The organism is Pseudomonas sp. NY15181, assembly GCF_048068055.1.
Lineage (GTDB): Bacteria > Pseudomonadota > Gammaproteobacteria > Pseudomonadales > Pseudomonadaceae > Pseudomonas.
Genome location: NZ_JBLUPT010000001.1, coordinates 392,219 through 410,448, shown reverse-complemented (window position 1 = coordinate 410,448; position 18,230 = coordinate 392,219). Strand labels below are relative to the sequence as shown.

Genomic DNA, 18,230 nt, shown 5'->3' with positions numbered 1-18,230 from the left:
TGGCGGCGGTACCGCACCGCCGCGAAACGCCGAAGGAACCTGACGCATGGGCGACATCCACCCCGGCTACATGATCGGCCTGCTGGTCTTCCTGCTGCTGTGTTCCGCATTCTTCTCCAGCGTCGAAACCGGCGTCCTGAGCCTCGACCGCTACCGCCTGCGCCACCTGTCCAAGCAGGGCAACCGCGGCGCGCGGCGCACCAGCTGGCTGCTGCTGCGCACCGACCGGCTGCTGGGCACCATCCTGATCGGCAACAACTTCGTCAACATCGTCGCCTCCGCCCTGGCCACCCTGCTGGCCCTGCGCCTGTGGGGCGAAGCCGCCGTCGCGCCGACCACCATCGTCCTGACCCTGGTGCTGCTGATCTTCGGCGAGATCACCCCCAAGACCTACGCCACCCTGCGCCCTGAAAACGTCGCCTTCCCCGCCAGCCTGCCGCTGCTGTGGCTGCAGAAGCTGTTCAGCCCGCTGCTGTGGCTGATGACCGGGGTGAGCAACCTGCTGCTGCGGGCCTGCGGCCTCGACCCGACCCAGCGCGTCAGCAAGCCGCTGAGCAGCGAGGAACTCAAGAGCGTGGTCAGCGAGTCCAGCGAGAAGCTCACCGCCAACCGGCAGAACATGCTGCTGAGCATCCTCGATCTGGAAAAGATCACCGTGAACGACCTGATGGTGCCGCGCAACGAGGTGCAGGGCATCGACCTGGACGACGAGCTGGAAACCATCATCGGCCAGCTGCGCAACACCACCCACACCCGCCTGCCGGTGTTCCGCAACGACATCAACCAGGTCGAGGGCGTAGTGCACATGCGCCAGATCGCGCGCCTGCTGACGCACAACCAGTTGACCAAGGAAAGTCTCAAGGCCGCGTGCCTGGAGCCCTACTTCGTGCCCGAGAGCACGCCGCTGTCGACCCAGCTGATCAACTTCCAGAAGCAGAAGCGGCGCATCGGCATTGTCGTCGACGAATATGGCGAGGTGATCGGCATCATCACCCTGGAAGACATCCTCGAAGAGATAGTCGGCGAGTTCAGCAACCAGGATGCCCTGCGCAACCCCGACATCCACCCGCAAGCCGACGGCACCTATGTGATCGACGGCTCGGCCAACCTGCGCGACCTCAACCGCGCCCTGGGCTGGCAACTGCCCAGCGACGGCCCCAAGACCCTCAACGGCCTGGTCACCGAAGCCCTGGAGCAGATTCCCGACTGCGCCGTGTGCCTGAAGATCGGCCGCTACCGCCTGGAAATCCTCCAGTCCGGAGAAAACCGCGTGAAGAGCGTGCGCGTCTGGCAGCCCGGGATCCCCACGCCGCCCACGCCACTCCGCGACGAGCTTGCCTGAGCCGCCCCGCCCGCCCCTATAATCCGGACGGCTTACCCAGCCTCCCGCCTGCGCCCGCCGCCACCCGCGACGCCTCGCCGGCCAGTCAATCGCACGCCCCGCCGAGCCTCGACCCCGTGTCGTTGCCTTGCGAAGCAGCCGGCCTCGCCCTGACCCGCCGCGAGCCGCGCCTTCCCTGCCCCGACCCCGGGCCGCGCTTCCCTCTCGCGCCACGGCGATGCCTTCCATGAAGCCGGACACGACCGCAGAGTCGTCTGCCGAGCAGGACTGCCAGGGACCGACCCGCATGACCAGCACCACACTCGACGCCGGACAGCCGGCCGAACAGACCAATTCCACCACCCGTGTCGCGGTAGCCAGCTTCATCGGCACCGCCATCGAGTTCTACGACTTCTACGTCTACGCCACCGCCGCAGCGTTGGTGATCGGCCCGGTGTTCTTCCCGCAGACCTCCGGCACCGCCCAGGCGCTCAGCGCCTTCCTCACCTTCGGCATCGCCTTCCTCGCCCGTCCGCTGGGTTCGGCGCTGTTCGGCCACTTCGGCGACCGCATCGGACGCAAATCGACCCTGGTGGCTTCGCTGCTGCTGATGGGCGTCTCGACCACCCTGATTGGCCTGCTGCCGGGCTACGACAGCATCGGCGCCTGGGCACCCGTCCTGCTCTGCGTGCTGCGTTTCGGCCAGGGACTGGGGTTGGGCGGCGAATGGGGCGGCGCCGCGCTGCTGGCCACGGAGAACGCGCCCAAGGGTCGCCGCGCCTGGTTCGGCATGTTCCCGCAGATGGGCCCGTCGATCGGCTTCCTCGCCGCCAACGGCCTGTTCCTCTGCCTGGCCATGCTGCTCAGCGAAGAACAATTCCGCGCCTGGGGCTGGCGGATTCCCTTCGTGCTCAGCGCCGTGCTGGTGATCGTCGGCCTCTACGTACGGCTGAAGCTGGTGGAAACCCCGGTGTTCGCCAAGGCCATGGAGCGCCACGAGCGCGCCAACTTGCCGATTGCCGAGCTGTTCGCCAAACACTGGCGGCCGACCCTGCTCGGCGCCCTGGCGATGGTGGTGTGCTACGCCCTCTTCTATATCTCCACGGTGTTCTCGCTGAGCTACGGGGTGACCAGCCTGGGTTACAGTCGCGAGCAGTTCCTCGGCCTGCTGTGCTTCGCCGTGCTCTTCATGGCTGCCGCCACGCCGCTCTCCGCCTGGCTGAGCGACCGTTTCGGGCGTCGGCCGGTGCTGATCGTCGGCTGTATCGCCGCCATCGCCTCGGGTTTCGCCATGCAACCGCTACTGAGCCAGGGCTCGTCGGTAGAGGTGGCGATCTTCCTGGCGCTGGAGCTGTTCCTGATGGGCGTGACCTTCGCCCCCATGGGCGCCCTGCTGCCGGAACTCTTCCCCACCCACGTGCGCTACACCGGCGCCTCGGCGGCGTACAACCTGGGCGGCATTCTTGGCGCCTCGGTGGCGCCGTATATCGCGCAGAAGCTGGTGGGCATGGGTGGACTGAGCTGGGTGGGCGGTTACGTCTCGGTAGCGGCGGCACTCAGCCTGCTGGCTGTGCTGTGCCTGCGGGAGACGCGCGAGAACGATCTGAACAGCATTCGCTAACGCCCCCCTGTAGGAGCGAGCTTGCTCGCGAACAGAGCTATCCGGCTGCTCTGGTGCTGGGCGGTTCGCGAGCAAGCTCGCTCCTACAACAAGCAAGACGCTCCGGACTCAGGCCTGGAGCCGCGGCAGTATCGGCGTACAACCGCGAACGGTTGTACGCCCTACGACTGCACCAGCCACTGCGCCAGGTGCTCGCCCCAGACCTGATAGCCAAGCGCCGACGGGTGATAGCCGTCGATGGCTAGGAACTGCGGCTGCATCTCCAGGCTGACCTCGCAATAACCGGCGCCCTGGGCCAGGGCTAGCGTGCCGAGCTGGCGATCCAGCAACGCCGCACGCCAGCCCAGCAGTTGCCGCAACAACCAGGGCAACGCGGTGAAATGCTGCAGCGGCGGCACCGCCGTGCAGACCACTCGCGCACCACGGGCCTGGAAATGCCCGATCAGTTGTTCGAGGGAGCCCAACCAGCGCTGGCTGGAACTGAAATGGGTGGTGTCGTTGACGCCGAAGACCAGCGCCACCAGGTCGTAATCCTGATCCGCCGCCATCGGCAGCAAGCGTTCGCAGGCCTCGCCCGCGGTGATGCCGTTCTCCCCCACCGCGCGCCAGGCGACGGGACGCTGCAGGCGGCTGGAAAGCGCCCGTGCCAGGCGCCCGGCCAGGGCAAGATCCAGACAGGATGCGCCGACCCCGGCGACCGTGGACTCACCCAGCAATAGAAGGCGGAAGGAATCGCCCGGCCACTCGATGCCAGCGATGCCTTCACAGACGCCGGCGGCCGGAGCCAGGCGCAAGGCCGTGCGCCGGGTGCGCACGGCCATGGGCAGGGCCAGCGGCAGCAGCGGCAACGCCGCCGCCCACCACATCAACCCCGCCCAGCGGCTCACAGCTCGACGTTGACCGCCTGGGCCGAGCGGGTCGCCTTGGCGCGGGCGGCGTCGATGGACGTGTCGCGCGCCAGGGCCACGCCCATGCGGCGCTGGCCGTCCACTTCCGGCTTGCCGAACAGGCGCAGCGCGGTATCCGGCTCGCTCAGGGCGGCACCGAGGTTGGCGAAGGCCACCTTGTCGGACTTGCCCTCGACCAGGATCACCGCCGAGGCGGAATCGCCCAGCTGGCGGATCACCGGGATCGGCAGGCCAAGGATGGCGCGGGCGTGCAAGGCGAACTCGGAGAGGTCCTGGGAGATCAAGGTGACCAGGCCGGTGTCATGCGGGCGCGGCGAGACTTCGCTGAACCACACTTCATCGCCCTTCACGAACAGCTCCACGCCGAACAGGCCGCGGCCGCCCAACGCCTCGGTGACCGCCTTGGCCACGCGCTCGGACTCGGCCAGCGCCTTCGGGCTCATGGCCTGGGGCTGCCAGGACTCGTGGTAGTCGCCCTTCACCTGACGGTGACCGATGGGCGCGCAGAAGGTGGTGCCGCCTATGTGGCGGACGGTCAGCAGGGTGATCTCGTAGTCGAAGTCGATGAAGCCCTCGACGATCACCCGGCCCTTGCCGGCGCGGCCGCCTTCCTGGGCGTAGTCCCAGGCAGCCTTCAGGTCGGCGTCGGATTTCAGCACGCTCTGGCCCTTGCCGGAGGAACTCATGATCGGCTTGACCACGCAGGGGTAGCCCACGGCGGCGACACCGGCGGCGTATTGCTCGTAGGTATCGGCAAAGTGGTACGGCGAGGTGGGCAGGCCCAGCTCCTCGGCGGCCAGGCGGCGGATGCCCTCGCGGTTCATGGTCAGCTGCGCGGCGCGGGCGGTGGGGACGACGGTATAGCCTTCGCTCTCCAGCTCTACCAGGGTCGCGGTGGCGATGGCTTCGATCTCCGGCACGATGTAGTGCGGCTTTTCCTGCTCGATCACTGCGCGCAAGGCGACGCCGTCGAGCATGCTGATCACATGACTGCGGTGCGCCACCTGCATGGCCGGTGCGTTCTCGTAGCGGTCGACGGCGATCACTTCGCAGCCCAGGCGCTGCAGCTCGATCGCCACTTCCTTGCCCAGCTCGCCGGAGCCACAGAGCAGTACACGGGTCGCGCTCGGCGACAGGGGAGTTCCAATACGGGGCATTGTGTGAAACCTCGGGAAGGGAAAGTTCGGAAATGGAAAGCTCGGAAACGAATAGGCCCGGCGGCGCGCTAGATCAGCACGCCCTGCTGGCGGGCGCGCTCTTCGCAGCGCACGAGTACCTCGCGGCGCTCGGCGTTTTCCATGCGCCCCCAGCGGGTGATTTCGTCGGCGCTGCGCTGGCAGCCCAGGCAGATGTCGGCGTCATCCAGTGCGCAGACATGCACGCAGGGCGAGGCCACGGGACGTTCGACAGTCATTCTTCCTGCTCGGCCAGCTCGCGGGCGTAGCGCTGGGCGTTGTGCACGTAATGGGCGGCGCTGGCTTCGAGGATCTTCTTCTGTGCCTCGGTCAGCTCGCGCACCACCTTGCCGGGCGAGCCCATCACCAGGGAACCGTCGGGAATCTCCTTGCCCTCGGGGATCAGCGCATTGGCGCCGATGATGCAGTACTTGCCGATCTTCGCGCCGTTCAAGACCACCGCGTTGATGCCGATCAGGCTGTAGTCGCCCACCTGGCAGCCGTGCAGCATGGCGTTGTGGCCGATGGTCACGCCCTTGCCCAGGGCCAGCGGGAAGCCCATGTCGGTGTGGATCACGGTACCGTCCTGCACGTTGGAGTTCTCGCCGATGTGGATCAGCTCGTTATCGCCGCGCAGCACGGCGTTGAACCACACGCTGGCACCGGCATCCAGGCGGACCTTGCCGATCACCGTGGCGTTCGGGGCGATCCAGCTTTCCGGATGGGTTTCGACTCGGGACGAGCCCAGGCGGTACTTCATGGGTATTTCCTCAGGCGGTGGCCGCTCGTTCGGCTCTTTATATGAATCAGCTCAGCTTGATGAACTGCGCGGGCGGTTGATGCAGGTCGATGCGGGCGTCATACAGCAGATTGACCAGCTCGACCAGCATGATCGCCGACAGCCCCCAGATCTTGTACCCCTCGTAGAGGTAGCTGGGGACATACCAGCTGCGGCCGAAATAATCGATGCGATGGGTGGTTTCCCGCGGGTCGCCGCGGAAAAACTCCAGCGGAACCTTGAAGACTTCAGCGATCTCGCCGTCATTGGGACGGTACTCGACGAAGTCAGGAACAAAGCCGACGAATGGCTTGACCAGGATGCCGTGACGGGACAGCAGGGTGCTCAGTGGCCCGACCACTTCCACCAGCCCCGGCGGCAGGGCGATCTCCTCTTCCGCCTCGCGCAGGGCGGTATGGATCAGGTCGACGTCCTCGGGGTCGCGTCGCCCACCGGGGAACGCCACCTCGCCGCTGTGGGTGGACAACCCCGTGGCCCGCAGGGTGAGCACGAGTTCTTCCCGGGGAGTGATGGGCAGCAGGACCGCCGCTTCCGGGAAGCTGCGATCCGTTTCGATATCGCGAGGCGTGTGCGCCTGTATGCGTTGGCGCAGCTGGTCCAGCATGCCGAACATCCTGCGGGAATGGGCCGATTCTTTTAATTGAACGATCATGGCACGAAAGACCGAACTGCCCAAGCCCCGCCCCCTTGCTGCGTACCCGGCGCAGCGCGCAAGATGGACGCACATTCGAACAAGGAACCGGCATGAACTTCTGCAGTCAGTGCGGTGCTCCCGTGAGCCTGCGCATCCCCAGCGGCGACAACCGCCCGCGCTATGTCTGCGACCAGTGCCATGCCGTGCATTACCAGAACCCCCGGATCGTCGCCGGCTGCCTGCCGGTGTGGGAAGGCCGCATCCTCCTCTGCCGCCGCGCCATCCAACCGCGCCAGGGCTTCTGGACCCTGCCGGCCGGCTTCATGGAGAACGGCGAGACCCTGGAACAGGCCGCCGCCCGGGAAACCCTCGAAGAAGCCTGCGCCCACGTCCGCGACCTGCAGCTCTATACCCTCTTCGACCTGCCGCACATCAGCCAGGTGTACATGTTCTTCCGCGCCGAGTTGGCCGACCTGGACTTTCGCGCCGGGGAGGAAAGCCTGGAAGTGCAACTGTTCGAAGAATCCGACATCCCGTGGGGTGAGCTGGCTTTCCCCACCGTGGGCCGTACCTTAGAATGCTACTTTGCGGACCGGATCAAGCGGAGCTTCCCGGTACGCAACGAAGCCATCGCACCGATGCTGGCACAGAAAAAGAACTAAAAGACCTGTACACCGCCTCTAAGGCATTAGGATCACTGGGGAATACGTTTCAATGCGCTGGCTGATCGCCGTCCTTTGTCTTACCTTCGCAGCGTTCTCGAACGCCAGTGCGACGCCTACGCTCGACGGTCACATCGACAAGATTCTCGTGCTCAAGTCCGAGCGCAAACTGCACCTGATGAGCAACGGCAAGATTCTCAAGAGCTATCGCGTGTCCCTGGGCAAGCGTCCGCAAGGGCCGAAGCTCGCCGAGGGCGACAACCGCACACCGGAAGGCTTCTACTGGATCGACTGGCGCAAGACCAGCGACAAGTACAACCTCTCCATGCACATCTCCTACCCCAATGCGCGCGACGTGGCCAAGGCACGGGAGAAGAACCTGTCGCCAGGCGGCATGATCATGATCCACGGTACTCCGGTGGATGAGGAATACCCCGAGTGGTACTTCTCTACCCTGGACTGGACCAACGGCTGCATCGCCATGACCAACTCCGACCTGCGCGAGGTCTGGAGCCTGGTCAAGGACGGCACGCTGATCGAGATCCGTCCCTGACCGGACACGCCAATGAAAAAGGCGCCTCAGGGCGCCTTTTTCATTTGTGTCAGAACACCATGTCCGACAGCCGCCACACCTCGAAGGCCGGCGTCTCGTAAGGGTGCGCCGCCTTCAGGGCCTTGACCGAGTCATGGATCAGCTCATCGGCCACCACCATCTCGACCTTCCACTCGGCCACCTGTTCGACGGTGCCCGCCTGACCGATGAACGGGTTGCTGCCCTGCAGCGGCCGGAATTGCCCCTGTCCCAATGCCTGCCAGCAGCAGCTGTCATAGGCACCGATGCGTCCTGCACCTGCGGCGAATACCGCCTTCTTGACCGGTTCCAGATGACTCTCCGGAACGTAGAAACAAAGTTTGTACATCGAGTGCTCCGAAACAGGGAGATCGAAACAGGAAACTCCGTGGCAGATGGCGCCACGTATGACAAATGCTGCCACAAATAGTGGCACATTGCCTCTTATGACTCGCGAGTCACCGGGAAAGTTCGACCGCCTGGTGCCGTGGCCGTTCGCCCGCGCGCGACTTTGTACGGAATCTGTGACCGACTTCGAGATCAGCGTCCCATGAAGCGTTCCCAGCGCGCCTTCAGGCCGGGCGCCTCGGGTGCGTGAGCGCCATCGCAATAAGGCAGATTAGTCGAACGGCCACAGCGGCAAAGCAACAAGTGACGCTCGCGCCCCACTTTCAGCTCCAGCGCGTCCCCGCAGCCTTCGGCGGCGTCCGGAAGGCTCGCGCATCGCCCGCAGCGGCACAGGCGCAGAACCTGCCCGGCCTCGACCGGGCGGACTTCAGGAAGCCTCTGATCAGCCAAAGCCACCTCCTCTTCCGCATACCAGGCTGATCGGGAGCGCAGGGCGTATGACGTTCGACGTTATACGCCGATTGACCGTGGCCCAAGGCCCGCTCGACGTTTGGCCGGACTCCAGCGAGACGGCATACAACCGCGAACGGTTGTACGCCCTACGGACAAAGAAAAAGGGGAAAGCCGAAGCTTTCCCCTTTTCGTGTTTCACCCGGAAACCGGACTCAACCCACCCAGACGCGGGCGTTGCGGAACATGCGCATCCAGCCGCCGTCCTCTTCCCACTCGTCCGGACGCCAGGAGTTCTGCACGGCGCGGAACACGCGCTCCGGGTGCGGCATCATGATGGTGACGCGACCGTCGCGGCTGGTCAGGCCGGTGATGCCGCGGGGCGAGCCGTTGGGGTTCGCCGGGTAGGCCTCGGTGACCTTGCCCTGGTTGTCGACGAAACGCAGGGCCACGGTGCCGGACAGATCGGACTCCAGCAGCGCCTCTTCGCTCTCGAACTCCGCATGGCCTTCGCCGTGGGCGATGGCGATCGGCAGGCGGGAACCGGCCATGCCCTGCAGGAAGATCGACTGTGATTCCTGGACCTGGACCATCGCCACGCGCGCTTCGAACTGCTCGGAGCGGTTGCGCACGAAGTGCGGCCAGAACTCGGTGCCGGGGATCAGTTCGTGCAGGTTGGACATCATCTGGCAACCGTTGCACACGCCGAGCGCGAAGCTGTCCTTGCGCTCGAAGAAGGCCTGGAAGCCCTCACGGGCACGGGTGTTGAAGAGGATGGACTTGGCCCAGCCCTCGCCAGCGCCGAGCACGTCGCCGTAGGAGAAGCCGCCGCAGGCCACCAGGCCCTTGAACTGCTCCAGGCTGACGCGGCCGGACAGGATGTCGCTCATGTGCACGTCGATCGCGGCGAAGCCGGCGCGGTCGAAGGCGGCAGCCATTTCCACCTGGCCGTTGACGCCCTGCTCGCGCAGGATCGCCACTTGCGGACGCACGCCCTTCTTGATGTACGGCGCGGCGATGTCGTCGTTGACGTCGAAGCTCAGCTTCACCGACAGACCCGGATTGCCATCATCCAGCAGACCGTCGAATTCCTGGTCGGCGCAGTCGGCGTTGTCACGCATGCGCTGGATGCGGTAGCTGGTCTCGCTCCAGATGCGCTGCAGGTCACGGCGCTGGGCGTTGAACACTTGCTCACCGTTGAAGGCCAGCTCGATATCGGCGCCGTTGACCGGCTGGCCGATCACCGCGACGCAGTCTTCCAGGCCGGCGGCACTGAACTGGGCCAGCACTTCCGGCGTGGCGCCGCTGCGAACCTGGATCACCGCACCCAGCTCTTCGTTGAACAGGGCAGCGGTCAGCTCGTCACGGCTGTCGGCCAGCGCGTCGAGGTTCAGGTCGAGGCCGCAATGGCCGGCGAAGGCCATTTCCACCACGGTGGCCATCAGGCCGCCGTCGGAACGGTCGTGATAAGCCAGCAGGTGGCCGTCGGCGTTCAGGCCCTGGATCACGGCAAAGAAGGCCTTCAGGTCTTCGGCATCGTCGACGTCCGGCGCGGCGCGGCCGATCTGGCCGTTGACCTGGGCGAGGATGGAGCCGCCCATGCGGTTCTTGCCACGACCGAGGTCGATGACGATCAGGTCGGTCTCGCCCTTGTCCAGGCGCAGCTGCGGGGTGAGGGTCTTGCGGATGTCACTCACCGGGGCGAAGCCAGAGATGATCAGCGACATCGGCGAGGTGACGCTCTTCTCGGCGTCGCCATCCTGCCAGCGGGTCTTCATGGACATGGAGTCCTTGCCCACCGGAATGGTGATGCCCAACGCCGGGCACAGCTCCATGCCGACAGCCTTGACGGTGTCGTACAGGCGCGCGTCCTCGCCCGGGTGGCCGGCGGCGGCCATCCAGTTGGCGGAGAGCTTGATCTCGGAGATCTTGTCGATGCTGGCGGCGGCCAGGTTGGTGATGGTCTCGCCGATCGCCATGCGGCCGGAGGCCGGGGCATCGATCAGGGCCAGCGGGGTGCGCTCGCCCATGGCCATGGCCTCACCGGTGTAGACGTCGAAGCTGGTGGCGGTGACGGCGCAGTCCGCCACCGGAACCTGCCACGGGCCGACCATCTGGTCACGGGCAACCAGGCCGGTGATAGTGCGGTCGCCGATGGTGATCAGGAAGTTCTTGCTGGCCACGGCGGGGTGGCGCAGCACACGCTCGGTGGACTCGGAGAGATCCAGGCCGGCGGCGGCGAAGTCATCGCCCAGCTCGGCTTCGCGGGCGACCGAACGGTGCATGCGCGGCGGCTTGCCCAGCAGTACGTCGAGCGGCATGTCCACCGGCTTGTTGCCGAAGTGGCTGTCGGCGACGGTCAGTTGCTTCTCTTCGGTGGCTTCGCCGACCACGGCGAACGGGCAACGCTCGCGTTCGCAGATGGCCTTGAAGGTCTCGAAGTCGGCGGCGTCCACCGACATCACGTAGCGTTCCTGTGACTCGTTGCACCAGATTTCCAGCGGGCTCATGCCCGGCTCGTCGTTGGGCACGTTGCGCAGCTGGAAGCGGCCGCCACGGCCACCGTCGTTGATCAGTTCCGGCAGGGCGTTGGAGATACCGCCCGCGCCCACGTCGTGGATGAACTTGATCGGGTTGTTGTCGCCCATCTGCCAGCAGCGGTCGATGACCTCCTGGCAACGGCGTTCCATTTCCGGGTTCTCGCGCTGCACCGAGGCGAAGTCCAGGTCAGCGGCGGAGGCGCCGGTGGCCATGGAGGAAGCGGCGCCGCCGCCCAGGCCGATCAGCATGGCCGGGCCGCCGAGCACGATCAGCTTGGCGCCGACCGAGATCTCGCCCTTCTGCACGTGGTCTTCGCGGATGTTGCCCATGCCGCCGGCGATCATGATCGGCTTGTGGTAGCCACGGACTTCCTCGCCGCGCGGGGTGGCGATGGTCTGCTCGAAGGTACGGAAGTAGCCGGCCAGGTTCGGGCGGCCGAATTCGTTGTTGAACGCGGCGCCGCCCAGCGGGCCTTCGATCATGATGTCCAGCGGGGTGACGATGCGCTCGGGCTTGCCGTAGGGCACTTCCCAGGGCTGCTCGAAACCGGGGATGTTCAGGTTGGAGACGGTGAAGCCGACCAGGCCGGCCTTGGGCTTGGCGCCGCGGCCGGTCGCGCCTTCGTCGCGGATCTCGCCGCCGGAGCCGGTGGAGGCGCCGGGGAAGGGAGCGATGGCGGTCGGGTGGTTGTGGGTCTCCACCTTCATCAGGATGTGCACGGGCTCTTCGCTGGCACCGTACTGGCGGGTCTCGGCATTCGGGTAGAAGCGGCCGGCGACGTAGCCCTTCATGACCGCGGCGTTGTCCTTGTACGCGGACAGCACGCCTTCGCGGTGCATTTCATAGGTGTTCTTGATCATGCCGAACAGGCTCTTGTCCTGAGCCTGGCCGTCGATGTCCCAACTGGCGTTGAAGATCTTGTGGCGGCAGTGTTCGGAGTTGGCCTGGGCGAACATCATCAGCTCGACGTCGTGCGGGTTGCGGCCCAGCTCGACGAAGCTCTTCACCAGGTAGTCGATCTCGTCTTCGGCCAGGGCCAGGCCCAGGTCGAGGTTGGCCTGCTCCAGCGCGGCGCGACCGCCGGCGAGGATGTCCACCACGGTCAGCGGCTTGGGCTGGGCATGGCTGAACAGGGCGGAAGCTTCTTCGAGCTGGTTCAGCACCAGTTGGGTCATGCGGTCGTGCAGGCGGGCGGCGACGGCTTGCGCGTCGGCCTCGCTCAGCTCACCGCTGACGTAGTAGGCGATGCCGCGCTCGATACGCTCGATCTTGGCCAGGCCGCAGTTGCGGGCGATGTCCGATGCCTTGCTCGACCAGGGCGAGATGGTGCCGAAGCGCGGCACGACCAGGAACAGGCGGCCGCTGGGCTCCTGCACCGGTACGCTGGGGCCGTACTTGAGCAGGCGGGCGAGGACCTGTTCTTCCTCGGCGTTGAGGGCTCCGGTGACCTCGGCGAAGTGCGCAAACTCGGCATACAGCCCGGTGACGGCGGGCACCTGCTGGGTCAGCAGGTCGAGCAGTTTGCCGTGGCGGAAAGCGGAAAGGGCGGGAGCACCGCGCAGGATCAGCATTGTCGGAACAGCCTCTGGAGACGGGGAAGTGTGTGGGGCCGGGCGGGCCGGCCCACAGAGGCCGTGCATTCTACCGTAAAGCGTGGGGCGACGGCACCTTTCCAGCGCCTTCCTCGCGACCACCGTCATCGGCTCGTTTTTTCACCTTCGAACAGCTTCGACCGGCCTGCGTCCAACGCGCCTAGCCCGGCCTTGCGCGCCAAAATGCCGACGAACGGCACGTCAGCTAGCAGAGAAGCGCCAAGCTGTCGAGATATGGCGCCACACGGCCTTTGCGTATACTGCGTCGATGCTTGCCCTGACTGCGTCCCGCGTGCGTCGCACCGCCTGGTTCTTGGCGACCTGTATCTTTCTGCTGCTTTCCGGCTGTACCGAGGCGAAAGTCCCGACAGCCCTGGAGCGTGTGCAGAAGGACGGCGTCCTGCGCGTGATCACCCGCAACAGCCCCGCTACCTACTTCCAGGATCGCAACGGCGATACCGGCTTCGAATACGAGCTGGCCAAACGCTTCGCCGATAGCCTGGGGGTCAAGCTGGAAATCGAAACCGCCGACAACCTGGACGACCTCTATGGCCAGCTTGGCCGTGACGGTGGCCCCAGCCTCGCCGCCGCGGGCCTGACCCCGGGTGGCGACCGCAGCGCCCAGGTGCGCTACTCGCACTCCTATCTCGATGTCACTCCCCAGGTCGTCTACCGCAATGGCGAGCAGCGCCCCACCCGCCCCGAGGACCTGGAGGACAAGCGCATCGTCGTGCTCAAAGGCAGCAGCCATGCCACCCAGCTGGCCGAACTGAAGAAGCGATTCCCCAAGATCGCGTACCGCGAATCCGATGCCGACGAGATGGTCGACCTGCTACGCATGGTGGACGTCGGCGAGATCGACCTTACCCTGGTCGACTCCAATGAACTGGCGATGAACCAGGTGTACTTCCCCAACGTCCGCGTCGCCTTCGACCTCGGCGACTCCCGTGGCCTGGCCTGGGCGCTGCCGGCTGGCGACGACAACAGCCTGCTGGAGAAGGTCAACGCCTTCCTCGACAAGGCCAAGCAGGATGGACTGCTGCAACGCCTGAAGGACCGCTACTACGGCCACGTCGACGTATTGGGCTACGTCGGCGCCTACACCTTCGCCCAGCACCTGCAACAGCGCCTGCCCAAGTACGAACCGCACTTCCGCCAGAGCGGCCAGAAGCTCGAAGCCGACTGGCGCCTGCTGGCCGCCATCGGCTACCAGGAATCTATGTGGCAGCCCGACGCTACCTCCAAGACCGGCGTGCGCGGCCTGATGATGCTGACCAACCGCACCGCGCAGGCGATGGGCGTGGCCAACCGCCTGGACCCGAAGCAGAGCATCCAGGGCGGCAGCAAGTACTACATCCAGGTCAAGGACGAGTTGCCCGACAGCATCAAGGACCCGGACCGCACCTGGTTCGCCCTGGCCGCCTACAACATTGGCGGTGCCCACCTGGACGACGCGCGCAAGCTCGCCGAGCAGGAAGGCCTGAACCCGAACAAGTGGCTCGACGTGAAGAAGATGCTGCCGCGCCTGTCGCAGAAGCAGTGGTACCGCAAGACCCGCTACGGTTATGCGCGTGGCGGCGAGACGGTGCACTTCGTACAGAACATCCGGCGCTACTACGACATCCTCACCTGGGTAACCCAGCCGCAGATGGAAGGTGGCCAACTTGCCGAGAGCGGCCTGCACCTGCCCGGGGTGAACAAGACCAAGCCGCAGGACAACCCGCAGGACGAGAAGCTCTAAGCGCTCTTCGGAAAGAGAATCCAGATATGAAAAAGCCCGGCATCAGCCGGGCTTTTTCATTCAGCGACAGACGACTTACCAGCCCGAAGGCAGCAGGTTCAGCGCACTGCAGATCGCGTAGACGGCACTGGACAGGTAGATCAGCACGATCACCACCTGGATCGCCGGATGAGCAATCCAGCCGCATTTCCAGGCCGGCTCGAAGTCACCGTTCCTGCGCGCCGAACGCAGCATCAGGATCGGCATGATCGACAGGATCACCCCGCTGAAGGCACCGGCGAAGTACAGCGCGTTGACGAAGCCCACCAAGCCGCTGTAGGCCAGCACGAAGGGCGGCAGCGCCACGATGGCCAGCACCAGCAGGCGGGTCTTCGGCTCGCTTTCCGGGCCGAGCTTGTGGAACTTGTCGAAGATGTTGGTCAGGAAGCTGCCGCCCAGGCCCCAGTACGAGGTCAGCATGGCGCACAGGGCGAAGGTGTTGGCGGTGAAGAACGCCCACTGCCCCAGCGCCTGGCCCCAGGCCAGGGTCGCGACTTCCGACTGATTCTCAAGGCCGGTCAGCGCGATCACCGACATCGGCACCACGCTCAAGAGGACGAAGGTGGTCAGCATCCCGGTGATCACCGCCTTGGGCAGTTGCCTGGGCGCATGGCTGAAGCCGCGCGCCATCTCCGGCACGATGTACTGGGCGGAGAAGCAGAACACCGCGATGTTGAACACCGGCACCATGTAGATCCAGTCGCCTTCGAGCAGGCGGACGAACTCGGTGTTCTCGTTCAGCAGGGTGGCGGCCACCAGGATCAGGATCATGCTGACCATGCCGATGCTGATGAACTTCTCGCCCTTGCCGATGGCGCCCAGGCCCATGTAGAGCACGGCGGCGGCCGGGACGAAGAACAGCAGGCTGCCCAGCGCCGGACTGATGCCGAAGAACGCCGCGAGGATCTTGCCGCTGCCGCTCATGTAGGCGATCAGCGCGCCGATGCTGTTGACCGCCACCGACAGGAAGATCGCCCAGGCGCCGAAGGAGCCGACATAGCGCTGGGCAAGACCGCTCAGCTGGTTGTGGGTACGGGTGCGCAGCGCCGTCTCGGAGACGTAGAGCATGGAGATGGTGGTGAACACGCCGGCCACTGCCAGCCACAGCAGCAGCGGCATGAAGCCTGCCTTGCGGCTGGCGTAGGCCATGGACAGCACGCCGGCGCCGATGTTGGTGCCGACGATCATCGCCACGGCTTCGAGGAAGCTCAGGCGCTTCACCTCAAGACCGGACGAATCCACCGCCTCGCTGGCGGTGGGGTCCTGGAACGTGGGGTTCCCGGGTTGGCTCATAACAAGTCCTCTACATGTTAATGACGAGCTCCGGGGCGACCAGCGTCGGCGTGCTGATGGCCTTCCAGGACAACGGCATTGCAGAACAGCGAGGAACAAGGGCGCCTCCGGGTCGTTCATGGGCAGCATGAAACGTTGGAGTGCCGCAGGCGTCCTGGCTTTTGTTCTTGGACTTGCGCGCCTGTCAGCGCCGCCGCGAGGGCGGGCGTGCAAAATAACACACGAAAATCAGGAATCCGGGGGACGGGATACGACTTTAGGCGCAGAAGAGGCGACCCAATCTTTACAGCAAGTTACTGAAACGTATTGGTTTTCAGTAAGAGCATTCGATCAGGCCGGCCCCAAGGCCATCGTTCATCTATTCGAACGACTCAAGCTGTCGGAGGCTTGCTCGCCCGTCGCGCCTTGAAGAAGGCGGAGAGCATGGTGCTGCACTCCTCGGCGAGCACGCCGCCCTCCACCAGCACCCGGTGGTTGAGGAAGTCCTGCTCGAAGAAGGCGCCCCGGCTGACCACCACGCCCGACTTGGGCTCGGTCGCACCGTACACCACGCGCTGGATGCGCGAGTGGACGATCAGTCCGGCGCACATGCTGCACGGCTCCAGGGTGACGTAGAGCGTGGCGCCCGGCAGGCGGTAGTTCTGCAGCGCGGCGGCCGCCTCGCGGATGGCGACCATTTCGGCATGGGCACTGGGATCGTGAGAGGTGATCGGCCGGTTGAAGCCGCGGCCGATGACCTGGCCGTCCAGCACCAGCACGGCGCCCACCGGCACTTCGCCCAGGGCCGCACCCTGCTCGGCCAGGGCCATGGCCTCGCGCATGAAGGGGATGTCCTGGCTACGGTCGATGATCGGCCGCAGCCCCTTCACGGTCGGATGCCCTTTGCTGTTGGTCAGCCGCACCATGCCTCGCCCACCGCGATGGTTCCCATCAGCCCGGTCTCCATGTGATCGATCACGTGGCAGTGGAACATCCACAGGCCGGGGTTGTCCGCCACCAGCGCCACGCGTGCAGTCTCATTCTTGCCCAGCAGGTAGGTGTCGGTGAAGTACGGGATGATGTCCCGGCGATCCGAATCCAGCACCTTGAAAGCCATGCCGTGCAGGTGGATCGGGTGCTGGTACTGGGTCATGTTGCGCAGCACGAAGATATAGCTGTTGCCTTCCTTGAGCTTGGCCAGGGGCGGTGCGTTGTGCTTGTGCTCCTCGCCGCCCTGCCAGGCCACGCCGTTGATCTGCCACAGCGAAGGCGCCGACTGGCCCTTGGAGTAGTCGGACATCGCGCCGACCCACTCGAACTTGAAGTTGATGGTCTCTGCGTTCTTCAGGTCCGGTTCGGCCACCGGATTGTGCGGCAGCGGCGCCGGCCACCTGGCCGTGGGCGCTTTCGGATTGGCCACGCCACGGATGGTCGCCAGGCGTACCGGCCCATTGCGCAACGACAGCTCGGTGCCTTCGGCCGGGCCACGGATGCCCAGTTCCAGGCGCATGCCCGGGCCGATCCAGTACTGATCGTTGGGCCCCTTGCCGAAGTCGCGAGGCTCCACCGGGTGACCGTCGATGGCGTAGATCTTCGCCTCGGCGTCCGGCAGGTTGAGGCGATAAGTCACGGTGCTGTCGACGTTGAGCAGGCGCACCCGGACGATCTCGCCGGCCGGCAGCTCAATCACCGGATTGCGCTCGCCGTTGATGGTCGACAGGCGCCCACGGGTGCCCTCGCGCGCCGCCTCGCGGGGAACGCTGAAGGGCGTGAAGTTGCCCTCCTCGTCCACATGCCAGGTCTTCAGGCAGAGAATCTTCTCGCTGCTGAACTCGGTGGGCTCGCGCTCGTCGATGATCAGCGGGCCGACCAGGCCACGGCCCAGCTGCTCGCTGCTCATCAGGTGCGGGTGGTACCAGTAGCTGCCGGCGTCCGGCGTCTTGAACTGGTAAATGAAGCTCTCGCCTGGCTGCACCGGCGGCTGCGAGATGTAGGGCACGCCGTCCATCTCGATGGGCAGGCGGATGCCGTGCCAGTGGATAGTGGTCGGCTCGTCCAGCTTGTTGGTGAAGCGCACCCGCAGCCAGTCGCCCTGGCGTGCACGGATTTCCACCCCGGGCGCCTTCCCGCCGTAGGCCAAGCCGGGGGTCTTGTGGCGGGGCACCAGCTCCAGGTCCAGCGGGGCGGCGATCAGTTCGTAATCGTGTTCGGCGGCCACTTCCGGGCGCGCCAGCCAGATGCGCGCGCCACCGGCGCCCAGGCCGAGCACGGCGAGGCCGGCGATACCGCCGAGTACTTGTCTACGGGTGAAAGACATGGGGGTCCTGCTCCTGGAATCGAAGTCAATGCGGCCCCATCAGGCGCTCGAGGGGAAGCCGACTCTGGCGGTCAGCCTGGCAACGCAGTTGAACCTGTAATGGCGCAGCCCGCCGTGCGCCGAATCAATCGCGGGCGCCGCACTGGAGGTGCTGGCAAGTCACGGGACATGCAGTTCTCAGCCGCGGCGACAAGGACGCGGATGATACTGCAAATGACAATCAGTGTCAGGACGGCCTT

The 18,230-nt window shown here is 65.6% G+C and carries 16 protein-coding genes; 5 read left to right on the top strand and 11 right to left on the bottom strand.

The annotated features are described in order from the left end of the window. Positions 1-46 precede the first annotated feature (46 nt). Positions 47-1,342, top strand: coding sequence for an HlyC/CorC family transporter (locus ACNFBT_RS01910; protein ID WP_416745957.1), 1,296 nt, complete (start codon positions 47-49; stop codon positions 1,340-1,342). Between the two features lie 286 nt (positions 1,343-1,628). After that, positions 1,629-2,942, top strand: coding sequence for an MFS transporter (locus ACNFBT_RS01905; protein ID WP_416745955.1), 1,314 nt, complete (start codon positions 1,629-1,631; stop codon positions 2,940-2,942). Positions 2,943-3,103: 161 nt separating this feature from the next. Here ACNFBT_RS01905 and ACNFBT_RS01900 read toward each other — a convergent pair whose 3' ends face one another. The 5 genes from ACNFBT_RS01900 to ACNFBT_RS01880 all read right to left on the bottom strand — a co-directional run bounded on the left by ACNFBT_RS01900 (position 3,104) and on the right by ACNFBT_RS01880 (position 6,428). Beyond that, a complete protein-coding gene (locus tag ACNFBT_RS01900) occupies positions 3,104-3,829 on the bottom strand; it encodes an SGNH/GDSL hydrolase family protein (RefSeq protein WP_416745953.1) in 726 nt (241 codons plus the stop codon). After that, on the bottom strand, positions 3,826-5,007 hold the full coding sequence (gene purT / locus ACNFBT_RS01895) for a formate-dependent phosphoribosylglycinamide formyltransferase (protein WP_416745951.1): 1,182 nt from the start codon (positions 5,005-5,007) through the stop codon (positions 3,826-3,828). Before purT ends, ACNFBT_RS01900 begins: the two co-directional genes overlap by 4 nt. Positions 5,008-5,075: 68 nt before the next feature. Continuing rightward, complete coding sequence (locus ACNFBT_RS01890; RefSeq protein WP_416745949.1) at positions 5,076-5,264, bottom strand: DUF1289 domain-containing protein; 189 nt, start codon at positions 5,262-5,264, stop codon at positions 5,076-5,078. Then, the gene (locus ACNFBT_RS01885) at positions 5,261-5,785 is read right to left on the bottom strand and encodes a gamma carbonic anhydrase family protein (protein WP_416745947.1); all 525 of its coding nucleotides are present in this window, start codon (positions 5,783-5,785) and stop codon (positions 5,261-5,263) included. The genes ACNFBT_RS01890 and ACNFBT_RS01885 overlap by 4 nt, the downstream gene beginning before the upstream one ends. Positions 5,786-5,831: 46 nt before the next feature. Continuing rightward, the gene (locus tag ACNFBT_RS01880) at positions 5,832-6,428 is read right to left on the bottom strand and encodes a CoA pyrophosphatase (RefSeq protein ID WP_416745945.1); all 597 of its coding nucleotides are present in this window, start codon (positions 6,426-6,428) and stop codon (positions 5,832-5,834) included. Between the two features lie 140 nt (positions 6,429-6,568). On the opposite strand from ACNFBT_RS01880, the gene ACNFBT_RS01875 reads away from it, so the two are divergent. Both ACNFBT_RS01875 and ACNFBT_RS01870 read left to right on the top strand, forming a co-directional pair. Further along, entirely contained in the window at positions 6,569-7,120 is a 552-nt protein-coding gene (locus ACNFBT_RS01875; protein ID WP_416745943.1) for an NUDIX hydrolase, read from the top strand. A 52-nt stretch (positions 7,121-7,172) separates the two neighbouring features. Continuing rightward, entirely contained in the window at positions 7,173-7,673 is a 501-nt protein-coding gene (locus ACNFBT_RS01870) for a L,D-transpeptidase family protein (protein ID WP_416745942.1), read from the top strand. A 49-nt stretch (positions 7,674-7,722) separates the two neighbouring features. Here ACNFBT_RS01870 and ACNFBT_RS01865 read toward each other — a convergent pair whose 3' ends face one another. The 3 genes from ACNFBT_RS01865 to purL all read right to left on the bottom strand — a co-directional run bounded on the left by ACNFBT_RS01865 (position 7,723) and on the right by purL (position 12,601). After that, the gene (locus tag ACNFBT_RS01865; RefSeq protein ID WP_207887456.1) at positions 7,723-8,040 is read right to left on the bottom strand and encodes a YqfO family protein; all 318 of its coding nucleotides are present in this window, start codon (positions 8,038-8,040) and stop codon (positions 7,723-7,725) included. 191 nt (positions 8,041-8,231) lie between these two features. Continuing rightward, on the bottom strand, positions 8,232-8,360 hold the full coding sequence (locus ACNFBT_RS01860; RefSeq protein ID WP_416747169.1) for a CDGSH iron-sulfur domain-containing protein: 129 nt from the start codon (positions 8,358-8,360) through the stop codon (positions 8,232-8,234). Positions 8,361-8,704: 344 nt separating this feature from the next. Continuing rightward, positions 8,705-12,601, bottom strand: a complete 3,897-nt coding sequence (gene purL, locus ACNFBT_RS01855) for a phosphoribosylformylglycinamidine synthase (RefSeq protein WP_416745939.1) — start codon at positions 12,599-12,601, stop codon at positions 8,705-8,707. Positions 12,602-12,890: 289 nt separating this feature from the next. Here purL and mltF point away from each other — a divergent pair, with 289 nt between their 5' ends. Next, positions 12,891-14,363, top strand: coding sequence for a membrane-bound lytic murein transglycosylase MltF (gene mltF, locus ACNFBT_RS01850; RefSeq protein WP_416745938.1), 1,473 nt, complete (start codon positions 12,891-12,893; stop codon positions 14,361-14,363). 75 nt (positions 14,364-14,438) lie between these two features. Here the strand turns inward: mltF and ACNFBT_RS01845 are convergent, their stop codons facing one another. From ACNFBT_RS01845 to ACNFBT_RS01835, 3 genes are all read right to left on the bottom strand, one after another. Beyond that, the gene (locus ACNFBT_RS01845; RefSeq protein WP_416745936.1) at positions 14,439-15,695 is read right to left on the bottom strand and encodes an aromatic amino acid transport family protein; all 1,257 of its coding nucleotides are present in this window, start codon (positions 15,693-15,695) and stop codon (positions 14,439-14,441) included. 371 nt (positions 15,696-16,066) lie between these two features. Next, the gene (tadA, locus tag ACNFBT_RS01840; RefSeq protein WP_416745934.1) at positions 16,067-16,600 is read right to left on the bottom strand and encodes a tRNA adenosine(34) deaminase TadA; all 534 of its coding nucleotides are present in this window, start codon (positions 16,598-16,600) and stop codon (positions 16,067-16,069) included. Continuing rightward, positions 16,588-17,991: a multicopper oxidase family protein gene (locus ACNFBT_RS01835; RefSeq protein WP_416745932.1), complete on the bottom strand. Its 1,404-nt coding sequence runs from the start codon at positions 17,989-17,991 to the stop codon at positions 16,588-16,590. The genes tadA and ACNFBT_RS01835 overlap by 13 nt, the downstream gene beginning before the upstream one ends. Positions 17,992-18,230 lie beyond the last annotated feature (239 nt).